Genomic DNA, 16,300 nt, shown 5'->3' on the forward strand with positions numbered 1-16,300 from the left:
GCCGGCGTTCGTCGTCAGCGGGCCGGACGGAGCCGTGGCCGTGGTGCCGTGGTCGAGATGCGCGGGGGCTCGGCCCGTCGGATGGTGGAGACATGAACCACCACCGCCAGTCCCAGAGGACGATCGACATCAACACGCGGCTCGTGACGACCGGCGTCGTGCTCACCGCGGCCGGTGCCGTGGTCGCGTGGGCCGGCATGGCCATCGCGGCCGCCGCCGTGGCCGCGGCCGGCCGTCGGCTGATCCGCGAGATGGACGTGCCCCCGAGCCAGCAGGCGGCCATGAAGTTGCACCAGGCCAAGGAGGCGTCGCGGGCCGGCCTCCAGGCGTGGCACGCCACGTCCGAACCGCGCGGCTGAACCGGGCGGCTGAACCGGGCGGCTGAGCCGGGCGTCCGAACCGCGCGGCTGAGCAGGGCCGTCCGCGGTCGGTGGCGCGGCGCCGTGACGCCGCCAAGCGACTGACGCCCGTGGCGGGTCGCCGTACGGGCGCGCGCGTGGCTGCCACCATGCGGCCATGGCACCTCCCGCGGACGTTGCCGCGCAGCCGGCGAGCGAGCGGCTCGTCCTGCTGACGCTGGCGTCGGGTCAGTTCCTGATGGCCCTCGACAGCTCTGTCATGAACGTGTCGATCGCGACCGTGGCCCAGGACCTGGACACGCAGGTGACCGGCATCCAGGGCGCGATCACGGCGTACACCCTCGTGATGGCGATGTTCATGATCCCCGGGGGCAAGATCGGCGCGCTGATCGGGCGCAGGCGCGCCTTCATGATCGGCTGTGCCGTCTACGGCTGCGGCTCCCTGACGACGGCGCTCGCGCCCGACCTGACCGTCCTGCTGATCGGCTGGTCGTTCCTCGAGGGCATCGGGGCGGCGCTCATCCTGCCGGCGATCGTGACGCTCGTGGCGAGCAACTTCGCCGTGGAGCGCCGTCCCGCCGCCTACGGTCTCGTCGCGGCCGCGGGAGCCGTGGCCATCGCGCTGGGACCCCTCATCGGAGGACTCGCGACCACCTACTTCTCCTGGCGCTGGGTCTTCGCCGGCGAGGTCGTGATGGTGCTCGTCATCCTGGTGTTCGCCCGTCGCATCACCGACGCGCCGCTCGGCGAACGCGCTCGGATCGATCTCTTGGGGGTCCTCCTCTCCGCCCTTGGACTCGGGACCTTCGTCTACGGGGTGCTCCGCTCGGACGAGTGGGGCTGGTTCCGGCCCAAGCCCGACGCCCCCTCCTGGCTCGGCGTCTCCCTGGTCGTGTGGCTGGTGCTGGTCGGCCTGCTGCTGATCTGGCTCTTCCTGCGCTGGGAGGCCCGCACGGCGCGGCAGCGGCGGGACCCGCTCGTCGACCCGGCCATGTTCCACAACAGGCAGCTCACCGGCGGCCTGACGATGTTCTTCTTCCAGTACCTGGTGCAGATGGGTGTCTTCTTCGTCGTACCGCTGTACCTGTCCGTCGCGCTGGGACTGTCCGCGCTGAAGACCGGCGCGCGCATCCTGCCCCTGTCGGTGACGCTCCTGGCGGCGGCGATCCTGATCCCGCGGTTGCTCCCGGACGTCTCGCCGCGCCGGGTGGTGCGGTGCGGGGTGCTCGCGCTGCTCGCGGGCGCGGTGATCCTGATGGCCGCGCTCGACGCGGACGCCGGCGGGGAGATCGTCACCGTTCCGCTGCTGCTCATCGGGCTCGGCATGGGCGCCCTGGCCTCCCAGCTCGGTTCGGTCACCGTGTCCGCCGTGCCGGAAGCGCAGAGCGCGGAAGTCGGCGGCGTCCAGAACGCCGTCACCAACCTCGGCGCCTCCCTCGGTACCGCACTCGCCGGGTCCATCATGATCGCCGCGCTCACCTCGTCGTTCCTGACGACCGTCGAGCAGAATCCGGCCATCCCCGACCAGGCCAAGAGCCAGGCGTCCGTCCAGTTGCAGAGCGGAGCGCCCTTCCTGTCGGACGCCCAGCTGGAGAAGGCGCTCGACGACGCCGGGGTGAGTGAGCAGACGTCCCAGGACGTGCTGGACGCGAACGCCGAGGCACGGCTCGACGGCCTCCGGGCGGCCCTCGCCGCCCTCGCGCTCGCCGCTCTCCTCGCCCTGTTCTTCACCTCGCGGATCCCGGCGACGCAGCCCCGGGCGCCGAGGGCTTAGCGCTGGGAGCGGCGGTCACGGTCGCCTTCGAAACATTCGAGTGATGGGGACCGCCTTGCGCTGTGATGCCTGTTCGCCAGGTGGTTCGGCTATGGGGTAGCCACGGTAACAGGTTGTTGAACTGCGGTGATGGGCAACTCCCTGGCGCCTTCAGGCTCGACTTGTTTCCGAAACAATGTCGAAACTGTTGACGAGAGCATGACGTCATACGAACACTGTGGCCACCGAGCGACAGCCACTCATCGGGAGGACCCATGCAGTACGACGGCTCGCAGCAGGACCAGGTCCAGCAGAGCCCCGCCCCCTTCAGCAGCCTGAGCCGGCGAGGCTTCCTCGGTGGCGCCGGCACCGTCGCCCTCGCCACCGCGTCGGGGCTGCTGCTGCCCGGCACCGCCCACGCCGCCACCACCATCACCACCAGCCAGACCGGCTACGACGGCCTGTACTACTCGTTCTGGACCGACGGCGGCGGCTCCGTCTCCATGACACTCAACGGCGGCGGCAGCTACAGCACCCGGTGGACCAACTGCGGCAACTTCGTCGCCGGCAAGGGCTGGAACACCGGCGGGCGCCGGACGGTCCGCTACACCGGCTACTTCAACCCGTCGGGCAACGGCTACGGCGCGCTGTACGGGTGGACGTCCAACCCGCTGGTCGAGTACTACATCGTCGACAACTGGGGCAGCTTCCGGCCCACCGGCGAGTACCACGGCACCGTCTCCAGCGACGGCGGCACGTACGACATCTACCGGACGACGCGCTACAACGCCCCCTCCGTCGAGGGCACCCGCACCTTCAACCAGTACTGGAGCGTCCGGCAGACGAAGGTGACCAGCGGCTCGGGCACCATCACCACCGGCAACCACTTCGACGCCTGGGCGCGGGCGGGCATGGGCCTGGGCCAGTTCAAGTACTACATGATCCTCGCCACCGAGGGTTACCAGAGCTCCGGAAGCTCGACCATCACGGTCAGCGGCTGACTTCCGCCCACACCGTCTTGCCCGGCGCGCCCTCCCGCGGGGCGACCGCCCAGCGGGCCGCCAGCCCCGCGACGATCAGCAGGCCGCGGCCCGACTCCGCGTCGCCGGGCGGTTCCTGGCCGGAGAGCAGGGGGACGCGCTCGGCGCGGGTGTCGGTGACCTCCACGCGCACGGTGTCCGTGCCGTGGAGGAGCCGGACGTGGAAGTCCCGCCCCGCCACGTGCCCGTGCCGGACGGCGTTGGCCGCCAGCTCCGCCGTGATCAGCGTGACCGCGTCGTTGACCCGGCCGCCGTACGGGTGCCCCCACGCGTCGAGTCGGTGGGCCACGAGTCTCCGCGCGAGGCGCGCGCCCCGCGGTGAGGAGGTGAACGCCATCGCGAACTCGTGGTGTGCGGGCACCCGGGGGGTGGAGATTCGGCTGTTCATGTGGCCCACGGTGCCGGTGCCGCCCTAGCGTGAACAGCTACGGCCCGCACACGAGGAGTTGCTGTACGTGGCGTGTGTGCGGGTGTAGGCGGCGCGGGGCGTGACGGTCGGCGTGGGGGTGCGTTGGCCGGGGGAGGTGGTGTGCGATGGCCGAACCGGCGGGACGGGTGGACGGGACGTCCAGCGACGCTGACGAACCGGAGGCCGGCGGCTCCGGGGTTCTGCGGGTCTTCGGGCGCCAGTTGAAGCGGTTCCGGGTGCGGGCCGGTCTGGAACGGCCGGAGTTCGGCTCCCTGACGGGCTACTCCGTCTCCACCATCGCCGCGTACGAACAGGGACGCCGGGTGCCTCCGCCCCGGTTCATCGACCAGGCCGACGAGGTGCTGGACGCGGGCGGGGTCCTCCAGGAGATGAAGGAGGAGGTGGCCCGGGCACAGTACCCGGCGTTCTTCCGGGACGCGGCGCGGTTGGAGTCGGAGGCGGTGGAGTTGCACGTCTACGACACCCACCTCATCAACGGACTCCTGCAGACCGAGGAGTACGCCCGGGCCGTGTTCACGATGCGACGGCCGTTGCTCAGTGACGAGACGATCGAGGAGCGGGTCGCCGCACGTCTGGCACGGCAGAAGATCTTCAGCCGCTTGCCGATGCCGACCATGAGCTTCGTCATCGAGCAGTCCGTGCTGACACGCCCCCTGGGCGGTGTGCCCGTGATGCGCGGGCAGTTGGAGCAACTGCTGCTGCACGGCCGACGGCGCAACGTCGAGATCCAGATCATGCCGAACGTGCGGGACGAGCATGCCGGCCTGGCCGGTCCTTTCACCTTGATCGAGACGCAGGATGCGCGGAGGATCGCCTACGTGGAGGCGTACAAGGACAGCCGCCTCTACACGGACCGGGGCACCGTTCGTGAGCTGGAGGAGCAGTACGGTCTGCTCCGGGCGCAAGCGCTCACGCCCCGCGAGTCGTTGACCCTCGTCGAGGAACTGCTGGGAGAGACATGAACGTCGATGTCGAGGAAGTCGTCGCGTGGCGCGCGAGCAGCTACAGCAGTGGTGAGGGTGGTCAGTGCGTCGAGGTGGCCCTGTTGCCCCACGCCGTCCGCGTGCGGGACTCCAAGGACACCAGCCGGGCCCTCGTTCCCGTCACCGCCTCCGCCTGGTCGGCGTTCCTCGGGTTCGCCGTTCGGTAGGCGGCCCCGTCACGCGGACAGTGCCGCCGACAGCATCCGCCGCACGACGGACGTCAGTTCGCTCACGTCCGGTGCCGGGCGGGTCGCCGCCGTCGCGCCCGCCAGGCGGTCGTACAGCAGGCCGTCGGTCCACGCGACCAGCAGGTCCGCCGCCGAGGTCGGGTGAGGGGCGCCGAGGCTCTCCAGCAGGGCGGCCGCCCGTGCGCGGGCCGCGAGCCCGGCGGTGTGCAGGTCGGCGCGCAGTTCCGGGCGGCGGGCCGCCTCCAGGCTGAGCTCGAAGCGCGCCAGTTGGCGGTTGCGGTCCGCCGTCAGCCAGTGGTGCAGCAGCGCGGCGAGCGCCTCCGCCGCGGAGTCCGGGTCCGGGCTGCCGTACCGCGCTTCCCAGCGGTCCACGTCGGCGACCGTCACCTCGGCCAGGCGCAGGTAGCAGGCGCCGATCAGGGCGCTGCGCGTGCGGAAGTAGTACGACGTGCTGCCGGCCGGCAGTCCCGCGGCGGCGTCGACCGCGCGGTGGGTCAGCCCCCGCAGTCCGGCGGTGGCCACGGTGTCGATGGCCGTGTCGGCGATCAGCTCTCGGCGGTCGGGGAGGGGCACGGCCGACACCCTACAGGTGTAGAGTCCTGGTCACCGCTCTACATCTGTAGAGGGTCGAGTGGTGCGGGTGCGGGGAGGCGGTTGTCGTGGGGGCTCGGCATGTTGTCGTGGCCGGAGGCGGGATCGGCGGACTGACGGCGGCGGTGGCCCTGAGCCGTCACGGATGGCGCGTGACCGTGTGCGAACGGGCCCCCGCGCTCACCGGGGCCGGGGCCGGCATCGTGCTCGCCCCCAACGCGTTGCGCGCCCTGGACTCGATCGGCGTGCCCACCGGGGTGTGGGCCGGGGACGCCCCGCTCGGTACGGTCGGGCTGCGCACGCCCGACGGTGCCTGGCTGAGCCGGGCCGACAGCCGTGCCCTGGTGGATCGTCACGGGCTCTCCTCGTGTGCCGTGCACCGCGCCGTGCTGATCGACGCCCTCGCCGCCGCCCTCCCGCCGGGCACCGTACGCCTCGGCGTCCCGGTGACCGGCGTGGACGACGCCCGGGGCCCGGTGCGCGTGCGGACGACGGCGGGCGACCTGGACGCCGACGTCCTCGTGGCGGCCGACGGCCTGCGCAGCGTGCTGCGCGCACAGCTCTTCCCCGGGCACCCCGGGCTCCGGCACGCCGGTGAGGCCGGGTGGCGGGCGGTACTGCCCGGTGCCGGCCTGCCTCGCCCGCAGGCGGCCGAGACCTGGGGCGCGGGCGAGCGGTTCGGCGTCGTTCCCCTCGTCGACGGCCGGATCTACGCCTACGCCACCGCCGTCACCGGTCCCGCCGCGCGACCGGCCGACCACCACGCCGACCTCACCCGGCGCTTCGGCGCGTGGCACGATCCGATCCCCGCGCTGCTGGACCGGCTCGACCCGCGCCACCCCGAACCGGTCGGCATCCTCCACCACGACTTCCACGAACTGGCCGTGCCCCTGCCCCGGTTCCACGCCGGGCGGGTGGCCCTGCTCGGTGACGCCGCCCACGCGATGACGCCCAACCTGGGGCAGGGCGGCTGCCAGGCCGTCGAGGACGCGGTGGTCCTGGCGCACCTCCTCGCGCGGGGCACCGACGTACCGGCCGCGCTCGCCGCCTACACGCAGGCCCGGCACCGGCGCACGGTCCGGATCGGCCGACGTTCCCGGCGCGTCGGTGAACTCGCCCGGCTGTCGCACCCCTTGGCGGTGTCCCTCCGGAACCTCGCCGTACGGGCCACGCCGCGGGCGGCCACGGTGCGGGCCCTGGACGAGGTCCTGGGCTGGCAGCCCCCTCCCGGCCCGTCGCCGGCCACGGAGGCGGGCGGCGCGTGACGGGCGGGGCATGACGGCGGCGCGTGACGGCGGCGCACACCGAGGGCCGTCGCCATGACGGCGACGGCCCTCACCCCCCGGCGGAATCCGTCAGGCGCGGCTCCACTTCTGGTTGCTGCCGCCCGAGCAGGTGTACAGCTGGATCAGCGTGCCGTTCGCCGTGCCGGCTCCGACCGCGTCCAGGCAGAGGCCCGACTGGACGCCGACGATGGAACCGTCGGAGTTCAGGCGCCACTTCTGGTTGTCGCCGCCCCAGCAGCTGTAGATCTGCACCCGGGTGCCGTTGCCGGTGCCGCCGGCGTCCAGGCACTTGTTGCCGTAGACCTTGAGCTCACCGGCGTCGCTGAGCGTCCACTGCTGGTTGGTGGCGCCGTTGCAGTCGTACAGCTGGACCTGCGTGCCGTCGGCGGTGGCGGCGTTGGGCACGTCCACGCAGCGGCCCGAGCCGACGCCCTTGATCTGCGTTCCGCCTCCGGTGGGCGGCGGCGTGGTGGTGCCGCCGTTCAGCGCGTTGAGGACCGCCGTGTAGGCCGGCTTCTTGCTGCCGTCGCCGTTGAACAGCAGCGGCGAGTCACCGGAGCGCCAGGAGTCGGTGTCGCGCACGCCCCACACGGTGATGCCGAGGCAGCGCGAGACGGCCAGGCAGTCGTTGGTCACGGCGGCGTAGGTCGAGGACGACGCGCCCTGGATGTCGAGCTCGGTGATCGCGACGTCGACGCCGAGGGCGGCGAAGCTCTGCAGCGTGGTGCGGAAGTTGCTGTTGTACGGACTGCCGCTGTTGAAGTGCGACTGGAAGCCGACGCAGTCGATCGGCACGCCGCGCTGCTTGAAGTCGCGGACCATGTTGTACACGCCCTGGGTCTTCGCCCAGGTCCAGTTCTCGATGTTGTAGTCGTTGTAGCAGAGCTTGGCCGCCGGGTCGGCGGCCCGCGCGGTGCGGAAGGCGACCTCGATCCAGTCGTTGCCGGTGCGCTGCAGGTTGGAGTCCCGGCGCCCGCCCGAACCGTCGTCCGAGTAGGCCTCGTTCACGACGTCCCACTGGGCGATCTTGCCCTTGTAGTGGGCCATCACGCCGTTGATGTGGTCGATCATCGCCTGGCGCAGCGAGCTGCCGCTGAGGCTCTGCATCCAGCCGGGCTGCTGGGAGTGCCAGGCCAGCGTGTGGCCGCGCACCTTCTTGCCGTTCTGCACGGCCCAGTTGTAGACGCGGTCACCGTTGGTGAAGTTGAACTGGCCCCGCTGCGGCTCGGTGGCGTCGATCTTCATCTCGTTCTCGGGCGTCACCATGTTGAACTCGCGGTTCGCGATGGTCGTGTATGCCGAGTCGCCCAGCCTGCCCGAGGCGATGGCGGTGCCGAAGTAGCGGCCGCTCTGCGCCGCCGCGGCGCCGAGCGTGCTCTCGGCGGCGTGTGCGGTCGGGGGAGTGACCAGTGCGCTCACGACACCGAGGACGCCGACGACCACCGCTAACAGCAGGCCGCGGATCTTCCGCCGGACCACGGGTCCGGGAAGGGCGTACGAGCCCATGACTGTGCCTCCAAGGGTAGGGATCGGGGAATGACGATCGAAGGTTGACGAGGCATCGTCAAGGCTCTGCGCAGAAAAAGTTTCCGTGAGATGTTCGAAACTTTCGAGATCGGTGGTATGGAGGCTGACGCGCCAACGTTGTCGCCGTGGCCGGGGGTCGATGCATCGCCACGTCACCCGGTGTACAGCATTCCTGGCGAATGTTTCGCATACGGCCGCGATCCGTGCGAGAGGTATTGACGCCACCCGTCCGCTTCCCAATCATCGGGTTGCTCGACCGCTCGACTCCTGTTCGACATTCCGAACGTCCACTCGAGGTTGAGGAAGTCCCCCATGCACAGAGGAAGTTTCAGCCGCAGGCACCCGTCCGCGGTGGTGGCCGCCGCGGTCGCGGTGCTGGCCGCCCTGGCGGCGATGCTGGTCGCCACCCCGGCCCAGGCGGCTTCCACGGGCGCCCTGCGCGGCGCCGGTTCGAACCGGTGTCTCGACGTCGTGGGCGGCGGCCAGACCGACGGCACGCTCGCGCAGCTCTACGACTGCTGGGGCGGGACCAACCAGCAGTGGACCCTGACCGACGCCAACCAGCTCACCGTGTACGGCTCCAAGTGCCTGGACGTCCCCGGCCACGCCACCACGGCCGGGACCCGGGTGCAGATCTGGACCTGTTCCGGCGGCGCCAACCAGCAGTGGCGGGTCGGCTCCGACGGCACGGTCGTCGGCGTGGAGTCCGGGCTGTGCCTGGAGGCCGCCGGCGCCGGGACGGCCAACGGCACCGCGATCCAGATCGGGACGTGCAACGGCGGCAGCAACCAGAAGTGGTCCGGCCTGTCCGGCACGCCCCCGACCGGCGACTGCTCCCTGCCGTCGACCTACCGGTGGTCGTCGACCGGCGCGCTCGCCCAGCCGGCCAACGGGTGGGCCGCCGTCAAGGACTTCACGAACGTGACGTACAACGGCAAACACCTGGTCTACGCGTCGAACGTGTCCGGGTCGTCGTACGGGTCGATGATGTTCCAGCCCTTCACCAACTGGTCGGACATGGCGTCGACCGGCCAGACCGCGATGAACCAGTCCGCGGTGGCGCCCACGCTGTTCTACTTCGCGCCCAAGAACATCTGGGTGCTGGCCTACCAGTGGGGCGCGTGGCCGTTCATCTACCGCACGTCGAGCGACCCCACGAACCCCAACGGCTGGTCCGCTCCGCAGCCGCTGTTCACCGGCAGCATCTCCGGCTCGGGCACCGGCCCGATCGACCAGACCCTGATCGCCGACGGCCAGAACATGTACCTGTTCTTCGCCGGTGACAACGGCAAGATCTACCGTGCGAGCATGCCGATCGGGAACTTCCCGGGCAGCTTCGGCTCGTCGTACACGACCGTCATGAGCGACACCCAGGCCAACCTGTTCGAGGCCGTCCAGGTGTACAAGGTGCAGGGCAAGAGCCAGTACCTCATGATCGTCGAGGCGATGGGCGCCAACGGGCGCTACTTCCGCTCCTTCACGGCCTCCAGCCTGAGCGGCTCGTGGACCCCGCAGGCCGCCAGCGAGAGCAACCCCTTCGCGGGCAAGGCCAACAGCGGTGCCTCCTGGACCAACGACATCAGCCACGGTGACCTGGTCCGCAACAACCCCGACCAGACCATGACCATCGACCCCTGCAACCTGCAGTTCCTCTACCAGGGCAAGTCCCCGAGCGCGAGCGGTCCCTACGACCAGCTGCCCTGGCGGCCGGGTGTCCTCACCCTGCAGCGCTGACCCTCCCGGTCCCCGTACCGCGGAACCCCGGCCGTGCGGCGGCCGGGGTTCCGCCCGTGCCCCGGCGGGGCCGTCCTCAGCTCACCAGGCCCAGCCGGGCGGCGGTCACCCCGGCCTCGAACCGGCTGGAGGCGCCCAGCTTCTCCATGATCTGGTTCAGCAGGCGGCGCAGCGTGCGGTCGGAGCAGGCCAGCCGGCGGGCGATGGTCTCGTCCTTGGCCCCGGTGGCCAGCAGGACCAGCACCTCACGCTCCTGCGCGGACAGTTCGCAGGCGGCCCGCCCGCGTGCGGCCTGGCGCTCGGTGTGCGGCTGGGCCGGGTCCCAGGCGTGGGTGAAGACCTTGACGAAGCCCTGGGCGACACGCGCGCTGTGCAGGATGATGTCGCCGCCCTCGCCCTGCGGTCCCGGTCCGGCTCCGATGACGACCGTCGCCCGGTCCAGGATGTTCATGTGCAGCGGCACCGTGGGCGCGACCCGCACCTCCCCCCCGGCCTCGGCGAGGGCGTGGAGGTAGCGGGCGGAGGCCTGTGAGCGCACGGCCTGCTGGGAGGTCAGCATCCGCATCCTGACCCCGCGCGCCAGCATGTCCAGGTCCGCGGTGAGGCTGGACTCCAGGACCCGCGGGTCGGGGAAGCCGTTGCGCATCGCCAGGAACTCGTCCGTGCCGACCGAGTCCAGGGCCTCCAGCCGCTGCCGGGTGAGCGAGCGGTCCGTGAAGTACTCCAGCTCCACGGCCTCCCGGGAGGCGTGCCGCGGGGCCGTCAGCAGGGACAGCAGGTCCTCCAGCGCCCGGGTCTCGCGGCCGAGTTCCTCGGCCGTCTCCCGCAGCCGCCGCCCGTGTTCCAGCAGGACGGTGCGCATGGCCCGTTCCGGCGGGTTGAGCCGCTCACCGCCCGGGTCCACGAGCCGCCGCTCCCTCAGCCACCGTCCTAACTCGGCGGATATCTCGTTGAGTTCGCCCTGTTCCGCCGTGAAGTCCCGTGCCCCCGACGCCGCGATCCGCTCGAGCAGGGCCAGGTAGGCCTCCCTGGGTTCCGGGGCGGTGGGCTGCCGACTGCCCCGAGGGTTCTCTGCCGCACGCATGCGGGCACCTTACGGGCGCCCGTCGGGGCGGGGCCAGAGACGCGGTCCGGCCGGATATGCCCGGCAATGGCACTGGCCGGTAGCGGACGCGCCGAATTCGGACAGGACCGGCAGGGCGGCCTGTCGCTAGTCTCTTCGCCGCCCGTCCAACTCCTCGCGTTCCGGTGCGCAACTCCCCGTCCACGCAGTACCGGAGGCCGTCGAGGGGGCGGGGGCAGACCTCAGAACCGGTCCGGCACCTCGACTCCCTGATTGACATGCGCATGATTTACCGGGGGCCGGACCGCCCACCTGGATCACCACCCCACAAGGAGCCACGGTGCCCAGAAGACACACCCTCGTCGGCGTCGCGCTGGCGATGACCCTCGGCGCGGCGGTCATACCCGCCACCGCCTTCGCGGCGGACACACCCACGGCCGCCGGATCCGACCCGGCGCCCACCCCGCGCAGCCTGGCGGTGGCCGCCGCCGACAAGGCGGCCACCAGCGGATTCGACGCCCTGGCCAAGGGCCCCTCCGAGCGGTACGACCGGGGGCAGGTCACCCCCTGGGTCGGCGGCCTCTACTCGATCGCCTACGAGCGCACCTACCGCGGCCTGCCGGTCGTCGGCGGCGACGCCGTGGTCCTGGCCGACGGCAAGGGCCGCGTCCGCGCCGCCTCCTCGGCCACCAAGGCGAAGATCGCGGTCGCGACCACGGCCCGCGTCAGCGCGGCCACGGCCGAACGGACCAGCCGTGCGCAGCTCCCGACCGTCCGCGAGGCGCAGGCACCCCGCCTCGTCGTCCGCGTGGCCGGCGACCGGGCGCGCCTCGCCTGGGAGACCGTGGTGACCGGCGCCACCCGGACCGCCCCGAGCCACCTGCACGTCTGGGTGGACGCCCTCACCGGCAAGGTCCTGGGCACCCAGGACGACGTGCGGGCCGGCAGCGGCACCAGCAAGTGGAACGGCCCCAGCCCGCTGTCCATCGACACCACCGCCTCCGGCGGCTCGTACTCCCTGCGCGACCCCAACCGCCCCGGGCTCACCTGCTCCGACTACAGCACGGGGTCGGTCTTCACCAAGTCCACGGACTCCTGGGGCACCGGCAACCCCACCAGCAAGGAGACCGGCTGCGTCGACGCGATGTGGGGGGCGCAGAAGGAATGGAACATGCTCCGGGACTGGCTGGGGCGCAACGGCCATGACGGCAACGGCCGCAGCTGGCCGGTCAAGGTCGGGCTGAACGACGTCAACGCCTACTGGGACGGCTCCAGCATCTCGATCGGCCACAACAACGCCAACGAGTGGATCGCCGCGATGGACGTCACGGCCCACGAGTTCGGCCACGGCATCGACCAGTACACGCCCGGCGGCGCCAACAACGAGGCGGGCCTGGGCGAGGGCACCGGCGACATCTTCGGCGCGCTGACCGAGGCCTACGCGGGCGAGCCCGCCCCGTACGACACCCCGGGCGACTACCTGGTCGGCGAGATGATCAACCTGGTCGGCCAGGGCCCGATCCGCAACATGTACGACCCCTCCAAGCTCGGCGACCCCAACTGCTGGTCCTCCGCCATCCCGAGCACCGAGGTGCACGCGGCCGCGGGCCCGCTGAACCACTGGTTCTACCTGCTGGCCGAGGGCTCCAGCCCCGGGGGCGGCAAGCCCTCCAGCCCGACCTGCAACAGCTCCACGGTCACCGGCATCGGCATCCAGAACGCCGGCAAGGTCTTCTACGGCGGCATGCTGCTGAAGACCAGCGGCATGACCTACAAGAAGTACCGCACCGCGACGCTGACCGCGGCGAAGAACCTGGACGCCACCTGCGGCCTGTTCACCCGGACCAAGGCCGCCTGGGACGCGGTGAGCGTCCCCGCGCAGACCGGCGACCCCACCTGCAGCGGCACGCCCGGCCAGGACTTCTCGATGACGGTCACCCCCGCCACGGGCAGCGTCGACCCGGGTGCCTCCACGACCGCCACCGTCGCCACCACGACCACCAGCGGCAGCGCGCAGACCGTCGCCCTGACCGCCACCGGCGCCCCCGCGGGCGTCACGGTCTCCTTCAGCCCGGCCTCCGTCACCTCCGGCGCCAGCGCCACGATGACGGTCGCCACGACCTCCTCGGCCGTCCCCGGCACCTACACGATCACCGTCCAGGGTGACGGCGTGGCCCACCACACCGCGCAGTACCAGCTGACCGTCAAGGGCGCGGGCGGCTGCACCTCCACCCAGGTCATCTCCAACGGCGGCTTCGAGAGCGGCACGTCGCCGTGGACCGGTGACACCGGCGCCATCGGCACCTTCAGCGGCCAGAGCGCGCACTCCGGCACCCGCTACGCCTGGCTCGCCGGCTACGGCTACGCCGCCACCGACACCCTCAACCAGACGGTGACCGTCCCGGCCGGCTGCACCCGGGCCACGCTGAAGTACTGGCTGCACATCGACACCGCCGAGTCGGGCTCCACGGTGTACGACACCTTCCAGGTCAAGGTCAACGGCACGGCGAAGCAGTCGTACTCCAACGCCGACGCGGCCGGCGGCTACACCGAGCGCAGCCTCGACCTCAGCCCGTACCTCGGGCAGCAGGTGACCCTCACCTTCACCGCCACCGAGGACGCGAGCCTGCAGACCAGCTTCGTCGTCGACGACGCCACCCTCACCACGAGCTGACACCACGAGCTGACACCGCCGGGCGGGAGGCGGGGCGCCACCCACGCCCCGCCCCCCGCCCTCCGCCACCTCACGAAGGACACACGGTGTTCCGACGATTCGTCCCGACCAGCTCCACCCCGGCCGGCCGCACCCCCGCCCGCCTGACCCTGACCGGCCTCACCCTGGCCGCGACCCTGGGCCTCGCCGCGCTGCCCGCGAGCGCCGCGCCCGCCCCCGACAGCCACCGCACCGCGACCCCGCCGGCCGCCGCCGCGCTCGCCGCGGCCGCCCCCGACATCGACGTGACCAAGGTGCAGGCGCACCTGACCGAGCTGAACGCCATCGCCGGCCGCAACGGCGGCACCCGCAGGTCGACCGGCCAGGGCTACCGCGACTCGGTCGCCTACGTGAAGGGCAAGCTCCAGGCGGCCGGTTACACCGTCTCGGAGCAGGCCTGCACGTCCGGCTGCACCAGCGGCGCCGGCCCCAACCTGATCGCCGAGTGGCCCAAGGGCGACGCGTCGAAGGTCTACATGTTCGGCTCCCACCTGGACAGCGTCGCCGCCGGACCCGGCATCAACGACAACGGCTCCGGCAGCGCCACCCTCCTCGAAGTCGCCCTGAAACTGGCGGAGACCAACCCCACCATGGCGGCCCGCGTCCGCTTCGGCTGGTGGACGGACGAGGAGCAGGGCCTCAACGGCTCGGACTTCTACGCCCGTTCGCTGACCAGCGCGCAGCGCTCGGCGATCAAGGCGTACTACAACTTCGACATGGTCGCCTCACGCAACGGCGGCTACTTCATCAACCACATCACCTCGGCGGCCGCCGCGCCGATGAAGGCGTACTGGGACTCGCTGAACCTCCAGCCCGAGGAGAACGTCGAGGGCGCCGGCCGCTCCGACGACTACTCCTTCGAGAACTACGGCATCCCCACCTCCGGTTACGCGATGGGGGCGAGCGCCCGCAAGACCTCGGCGCAGGCGGCCAAGTGGGGCGGCACGGCGGGCGCGGCGTACGACAGCTGCTACCACTCCTCCTGCGACACCACCGCCAACATCAACGCCACCGGCCTGGACCGCAGCGCCGACGGGGTCGCCTACACGCTGTGGACGCAGGCGGTCTCGACGACCGTCCCCGCGAACGACTTCTCCCTCGCGGTGAGCCCCGCCTCCGGCAGCACCGCCCCGGGCACCTCCCTGACCACCACGGTGTCCACGGCCACCACCAACGGCTCCGCGCAGACGGTGAACCTGTCGGCCTCGGGCGCCCCGTCGGGCGTCACGGTCTCCTTCAGCCCGGCCTCGGTGACCTCCGGCGCCTCCTCGACGGCGACGGTCACGGTCGGCTCCTCGGTCCCGCCCGGCACGTACACCCTCACGGTCACCGGCACCGGGACCACCTCCCACACCGCCCCGTTCACGCTGACGGTCACCGGTTCGGGCGGCTGCACGGCCACGCAGGTGATCTCCAACGGCGGCTTCGAGAGCGGCACGTCGCCGTGGACCGGTGACACCGGCGCCATCGGCACCTTCAGCGGCCAGAGCGCGCACTCCGGCACCCGGTACGCGTGGCTGGCGGGCTACGGCTACGCGGCCACCGACGCCATCACCCAGACGGTGACGATCCCGGCCGGCTGCTCCACGGCCACGCTGAAGTACTGGCTGCACGTCGACACCGCCGAGTCGGGCTCCACGGCCTACGACACCTTCCAGGTCAAGGTCGACGGGACCGCGAAGCAGTCGTACTCCAACGCGAACGCGGCCGCGGGCTACACGCAGCGGAGCCTGGACCTCACCCCGTACGTCGGCCGGCAGGTCACGCTGACCTTCACGGCCACCGAGGACGCGAGCCTGCAGACCAGCTTCGTCGTCGACGACGCCACCCTGACGACCGGCTGAGCCGGCGGCGGGGCTGCCACCGGTCCGCCCGTTGGCTAGGGTGGCCGGTGGCTCCCGTCCGGGGCCGGGGGTGAGCAGGGGAGGGCTCCGTGGGGGGAGCGACCACCAGGACGGCACCAGGGGCGCGCGAGGGGTCCGCGGACGCCGTGCTGCCGCCCCCGCTGCGCCCGCTCCTCGGGACCGTCGCCGTGCTCGCCGCGCTCGTGGTCGCCGTGCTCGGGATGATGTACGCCGGACACGGCGCGCCCGGGCGGGTCGACGGGTGGTTCGTCGACCCGGCCGCGGACAGCGTGCGGCCCCCCTGGCGGTACCCCGCCCGGGTCCTGGACTTCCTGGGGGAGCCGGCCGGGTCCGTGCTGCTGGTCGGGGCGCTCGTGGCCGGGTGCCTGCTGCTGCGGCGGCCCCGCGGGGCCGTGCTCGTCGTCGCCGCCGCGTGCGCGGCCGTGGGGACGGCCACCGTGCTCAAGCACGTGGTGGGCCGCACCATCCACGGCCCCGGCAACCTGTCCTACCCGAGCGGGCACACCGCCTTCGCCACCGCGCTGGCCCTCGCGGTGGCGCTGGTCGTGACCGGCCGGCGCCGCTCGGGCAGGGCGGCCGGCACGGCCCTCGTGCTCGGCGCGTCCCTGGCGGCCGGGGCCGCCATGGGCTGGGCCCAGGTCGCCCTGGGCGCCCACTACCCGACGGACGCCCTCGGCGGCTGGTGCACCGCGCTGGCGGTGACACCCCCCACCGCCCGCCTCGTCGACCGGCTGGCCGGCCGCCCGCCCGGCCGGCGGCCCAGCTGAC

General features: G+C 72.1%; 12 protein-coding genes and 2 pseudogenes. 10 read left to right on the forward strand and 4 right to left on the reverse strand.

Annotated features, from left to right (window positions below):
* The first annotated feature begins 92 nt into the window (after window positions 1–92).
* From AQJ30_RS05120 to AQJ30_RS05130, 3 genes are all read left to right on the forward strand, one after another.
* A complete protein-coding gene (locus AQJ30_RS05120; protein ID WP_067229136.1) occupies window positions 93–359 on the forward strand; it encodes a hypothetical protein in 267 nt (88 codons plus the stop codon).
* Between the two features lie 157 nt (window positions 360–516).
* Entirely contained in the window at window positions 517–2,133 is a 1,617-nt protein-coding gene (locus tag AQJ30_RS05125; protein WP_067229139.1) for an MFS transporter, read from the forward strand.
* Between the two features lie 254 nt (window positions 2,134–2,387).
* A complete protein-coding gene (locus AQJ30_RS05130) occupies window positions 2,388–3,113 on the forward strand; it encodes a glycoside hydrolase family 11 protein (RefSeq protein WP_067229141.1) in 726 nt (241 codons plus the stop codon).
* Here the strand turns inward: AQJ30_RS05130 and AQJ30_RS05135 are convergent.
* Window positions 3,103–3,540, reverse strand: a complete 438-nt coding sequence (locus tag AQJ30_RS05135) for an ATP-binding protein (RefSeq protein WP_067229143.1) — start codon at window positions 3,538–3,540, stop codon at window positions 3,103–3,105. The genes AQJ30_RS05130 and AQJ30_RS05135 overlap by 11 nt on opposite strands.
* A 146-nt stretch (window positions 3,541–3,686) precedes the next feature.
* Between AQJ30_RS05135 and AQJ30_RS05140 the strand changes: the two genes are divergently transcribed.
* On the forward strand, window positions 3,687–4,544 hold the full coding sequence (locus tag AQJ30_RS05140; protein ID WP_067229146.1) for a helix-turn-helix domain-containing protein: 858 nt from the start codon (window positions 3,687–3,689) through the stop codon (window positions 4,542–4,544).
* The gene (locus AQJ30_RS05145; protein ID WP_067229148.1) at window positions 4,541–4,732 is read left to right on the forward strand and encodes a DUF397 domain-containing protein; all 192 of its coding nucleotides are present in this window, start codon (window positions 4,541–4,543) and stop codon (window positions 4,730–4,732) included. Before AQJ30_RS05140 ends, AQJ30_RS05145 begins: the two co-directional genes overlap by 4 nt.
* A 9-nt stretch (window positions 4,733–4,741) precedes the next feature.
* Here the strand turns inward: AQJ30_RS05145 and AQJ30_RS05150 are convergent, their stop codons facing one another.
* Window positions 4,742–5,326 carry a TetR/AcrR family transcriptional regulator gene (locus AQJ30_RS05150; protein WP_067230839.1) on the reverse strand — a complete coding sequence of 195 codons (585 nt, stop codon included), beginning with the start codon at window positions 5,324–5,326 and terminating at the stop codon, window positions 4,742–4,744.
* Between the two features lie 86 nt (window positions 5,327–5,412).
* Between AQJ30_RS05150 and AQJ30_RS05155 the strand changes: the two genes are divergently transcribed.
* Window positions 5,413–6,609 (forward strand): FAD-dependent monooxygenase, encoded by a 1,197-nt coding sequence (locus tag AQJ30_RS05155; protein ID WP_067229150.1) that lies wholly within the window; start codon window positions 5,413–5,415, stop codon window positions 6,607–6,609.
* Window positions 6,610–6,699: 90 nt separating this feature from the next.
* Here AQJ30_RS05155 and AQJ30_RS05160 read toward each other — a convergent pair whose 3' ends face one another.
* Entirely contained in the window at window positions 6,700–8,136 is a 1,437-nt protein-coding gene (locus AQJ30_RS05160; protein ID WP_067229154.1) for an endo-1,4-beta-xylanase, read from the reverse strand.
* Between the two features lie 333 nt (window positions 8,137–8,469).
* On the opposite strand from AQJ30_RS05160, the gene AQJ30_RS05165 reads away from it, so the two are divergent.
* Window positions 8,470–9,891 carry a non-reducing end alpha-L-arabinofuranosidase family hydrolase gene (locus AQJ30_RS05165; protein ID WP_067229156.1) on the forward strand — a complete coding sequence of 474 codons (1,422 nt, stop codon included), beginning with the start codon at window positions 8,470–8,472 and terminating at the stop codon, window positions 9,889–9,891.
* Window positions 9,892–9,967: 76 nt separating this feature from the next.
* Here the strand turns inward: AQJ30_RS05165 and AQJ30_RS05170 are convergent, their stop codons facing one another.
* A complete protein-coding gene (locus AQJ30_RS05170; RefSeq protein ID WP_067229158.1) occupies window positions 9,968–10,975 on the reverse strand; it encodes a helix-turn-helix transcriptional regulator in 1,008 nt (335 codons plus the stop codon).
* Between the two features lie 358 nt (window positions 10,976–11,333).
* Here AQJ30_RS05170 and AQJ30_RS05175 point away from each other — a divergent pair.
* From AQJ30_RS05175 to AQJ30_RS05185, 3 genes and pseudogenes are all read left to right on the forward strand, one after another.
* Window positions 11,334–13,166: pseudogene (locus tag AQJ30_RS05175) on the forward strand (M4 family metallopeptidase); the annotation flags it as partial.
* Window positions 13,167–13,897: 731 nt separating this feature from the next.
* Window positions 13,898–15,511 (forward strand): annotated as a pseudogene (locus tag AQJ30_RS05180) (M28 family metallopeptidase); the annotation flags it as partial.
* Window positions 15,512–15,600: 89 nt separating this feature from the next.
* Window positions 15,601–16,299, forward strand: a complete 699-nt coding sequence (locus AQJ30_RS05185) for a phosphatase PAP2 family protein (RefSeq protein WP_245726817.1) — start codon at window positions 15,601–15,603, stop codon at window positions 16,297–16,299.
* Window position 16,300: the final 1 nt, after the last annotated feature.

The organism is Streptomyces longwoodensis, assembly GCF_001514125.1.
In the GTDB taxonomy this organism is placed as follows: Bacteria; Actinomycetota; Actinomycetes; order Streptomycetales; family Streptomycetaceae; genus Streptomyces; species Streptomyces longwoodensis.

Excerpts from the sequence above, each read along its gene's own strand:
- AQJ30_RS05120 (WP_067229136.1), top strand. The coding sequence starts at position 93 with ATGAACCACCACCGCCAGTCCCAGAGGACGATCGACATCAACACGCGG.
- AQJ30_RS05125 (WP_067229139.1), top strand. The coding sequence starts at position 517 with ATGGCACCTCCCGCGGACGTTGCCGCGCAGCCGGCGAGCGAGCGGCTC.
- AQJ30_RS05130 (WP_067229141.1), top strand. The coding sequence starts at position 2,388 with ATGCAGTACGACGGCTCGCAGCAGGACCAGGTCCAGCAGAGCCCCGCC.
- AQJ30_RS05135 (WP_067229143.1), bottom strand. The coding sequence starts at position 3,540 with ATGAACAGCCGAATCTCCACCCCCCGGGTGCCCGCACACCACGAGTTC.
- AQJ30_RS05140 (WP_067229146.1), top strand. The coding sequence starts at position 3,687 with ATGGCCGAACCGGCGGGACGGGTGGACGGGACGTCCAGCGACGCTGAC.
- AQJ30_RS05145 (WP_067229148.1), top strand. The coding sequence starts at position 4,541 with ATGAACGTCGATGTCGAGGAAGTCGTCGCGTGGCGCGCGAGCAGCTAC.
- AQJ30_RS05160 (WP_067229154.1), bottom strand. The coding sequence starts at position 8,136 with ATGGGCTCGTACGCCCTTCCCGGACCCGTGGTCCGGCGGAAGATCCGC.
- AQJ30_RS05165 (WP_067229156.1), top strand. The coding sequence starts at position 8,470 with ATGCACAGAGGAAGTTTCAGCCGCAGGCACCCGTCCGCGGTGGTGGCC.
- AQJ30_RS05170 (WP_067229158.1), bottom strand. The coding sequence starts at position 10,975 with ATGCGTGCGGCAGAGAACCCTCGGGGCAGTCGGCAGCCCACCGCCCCG.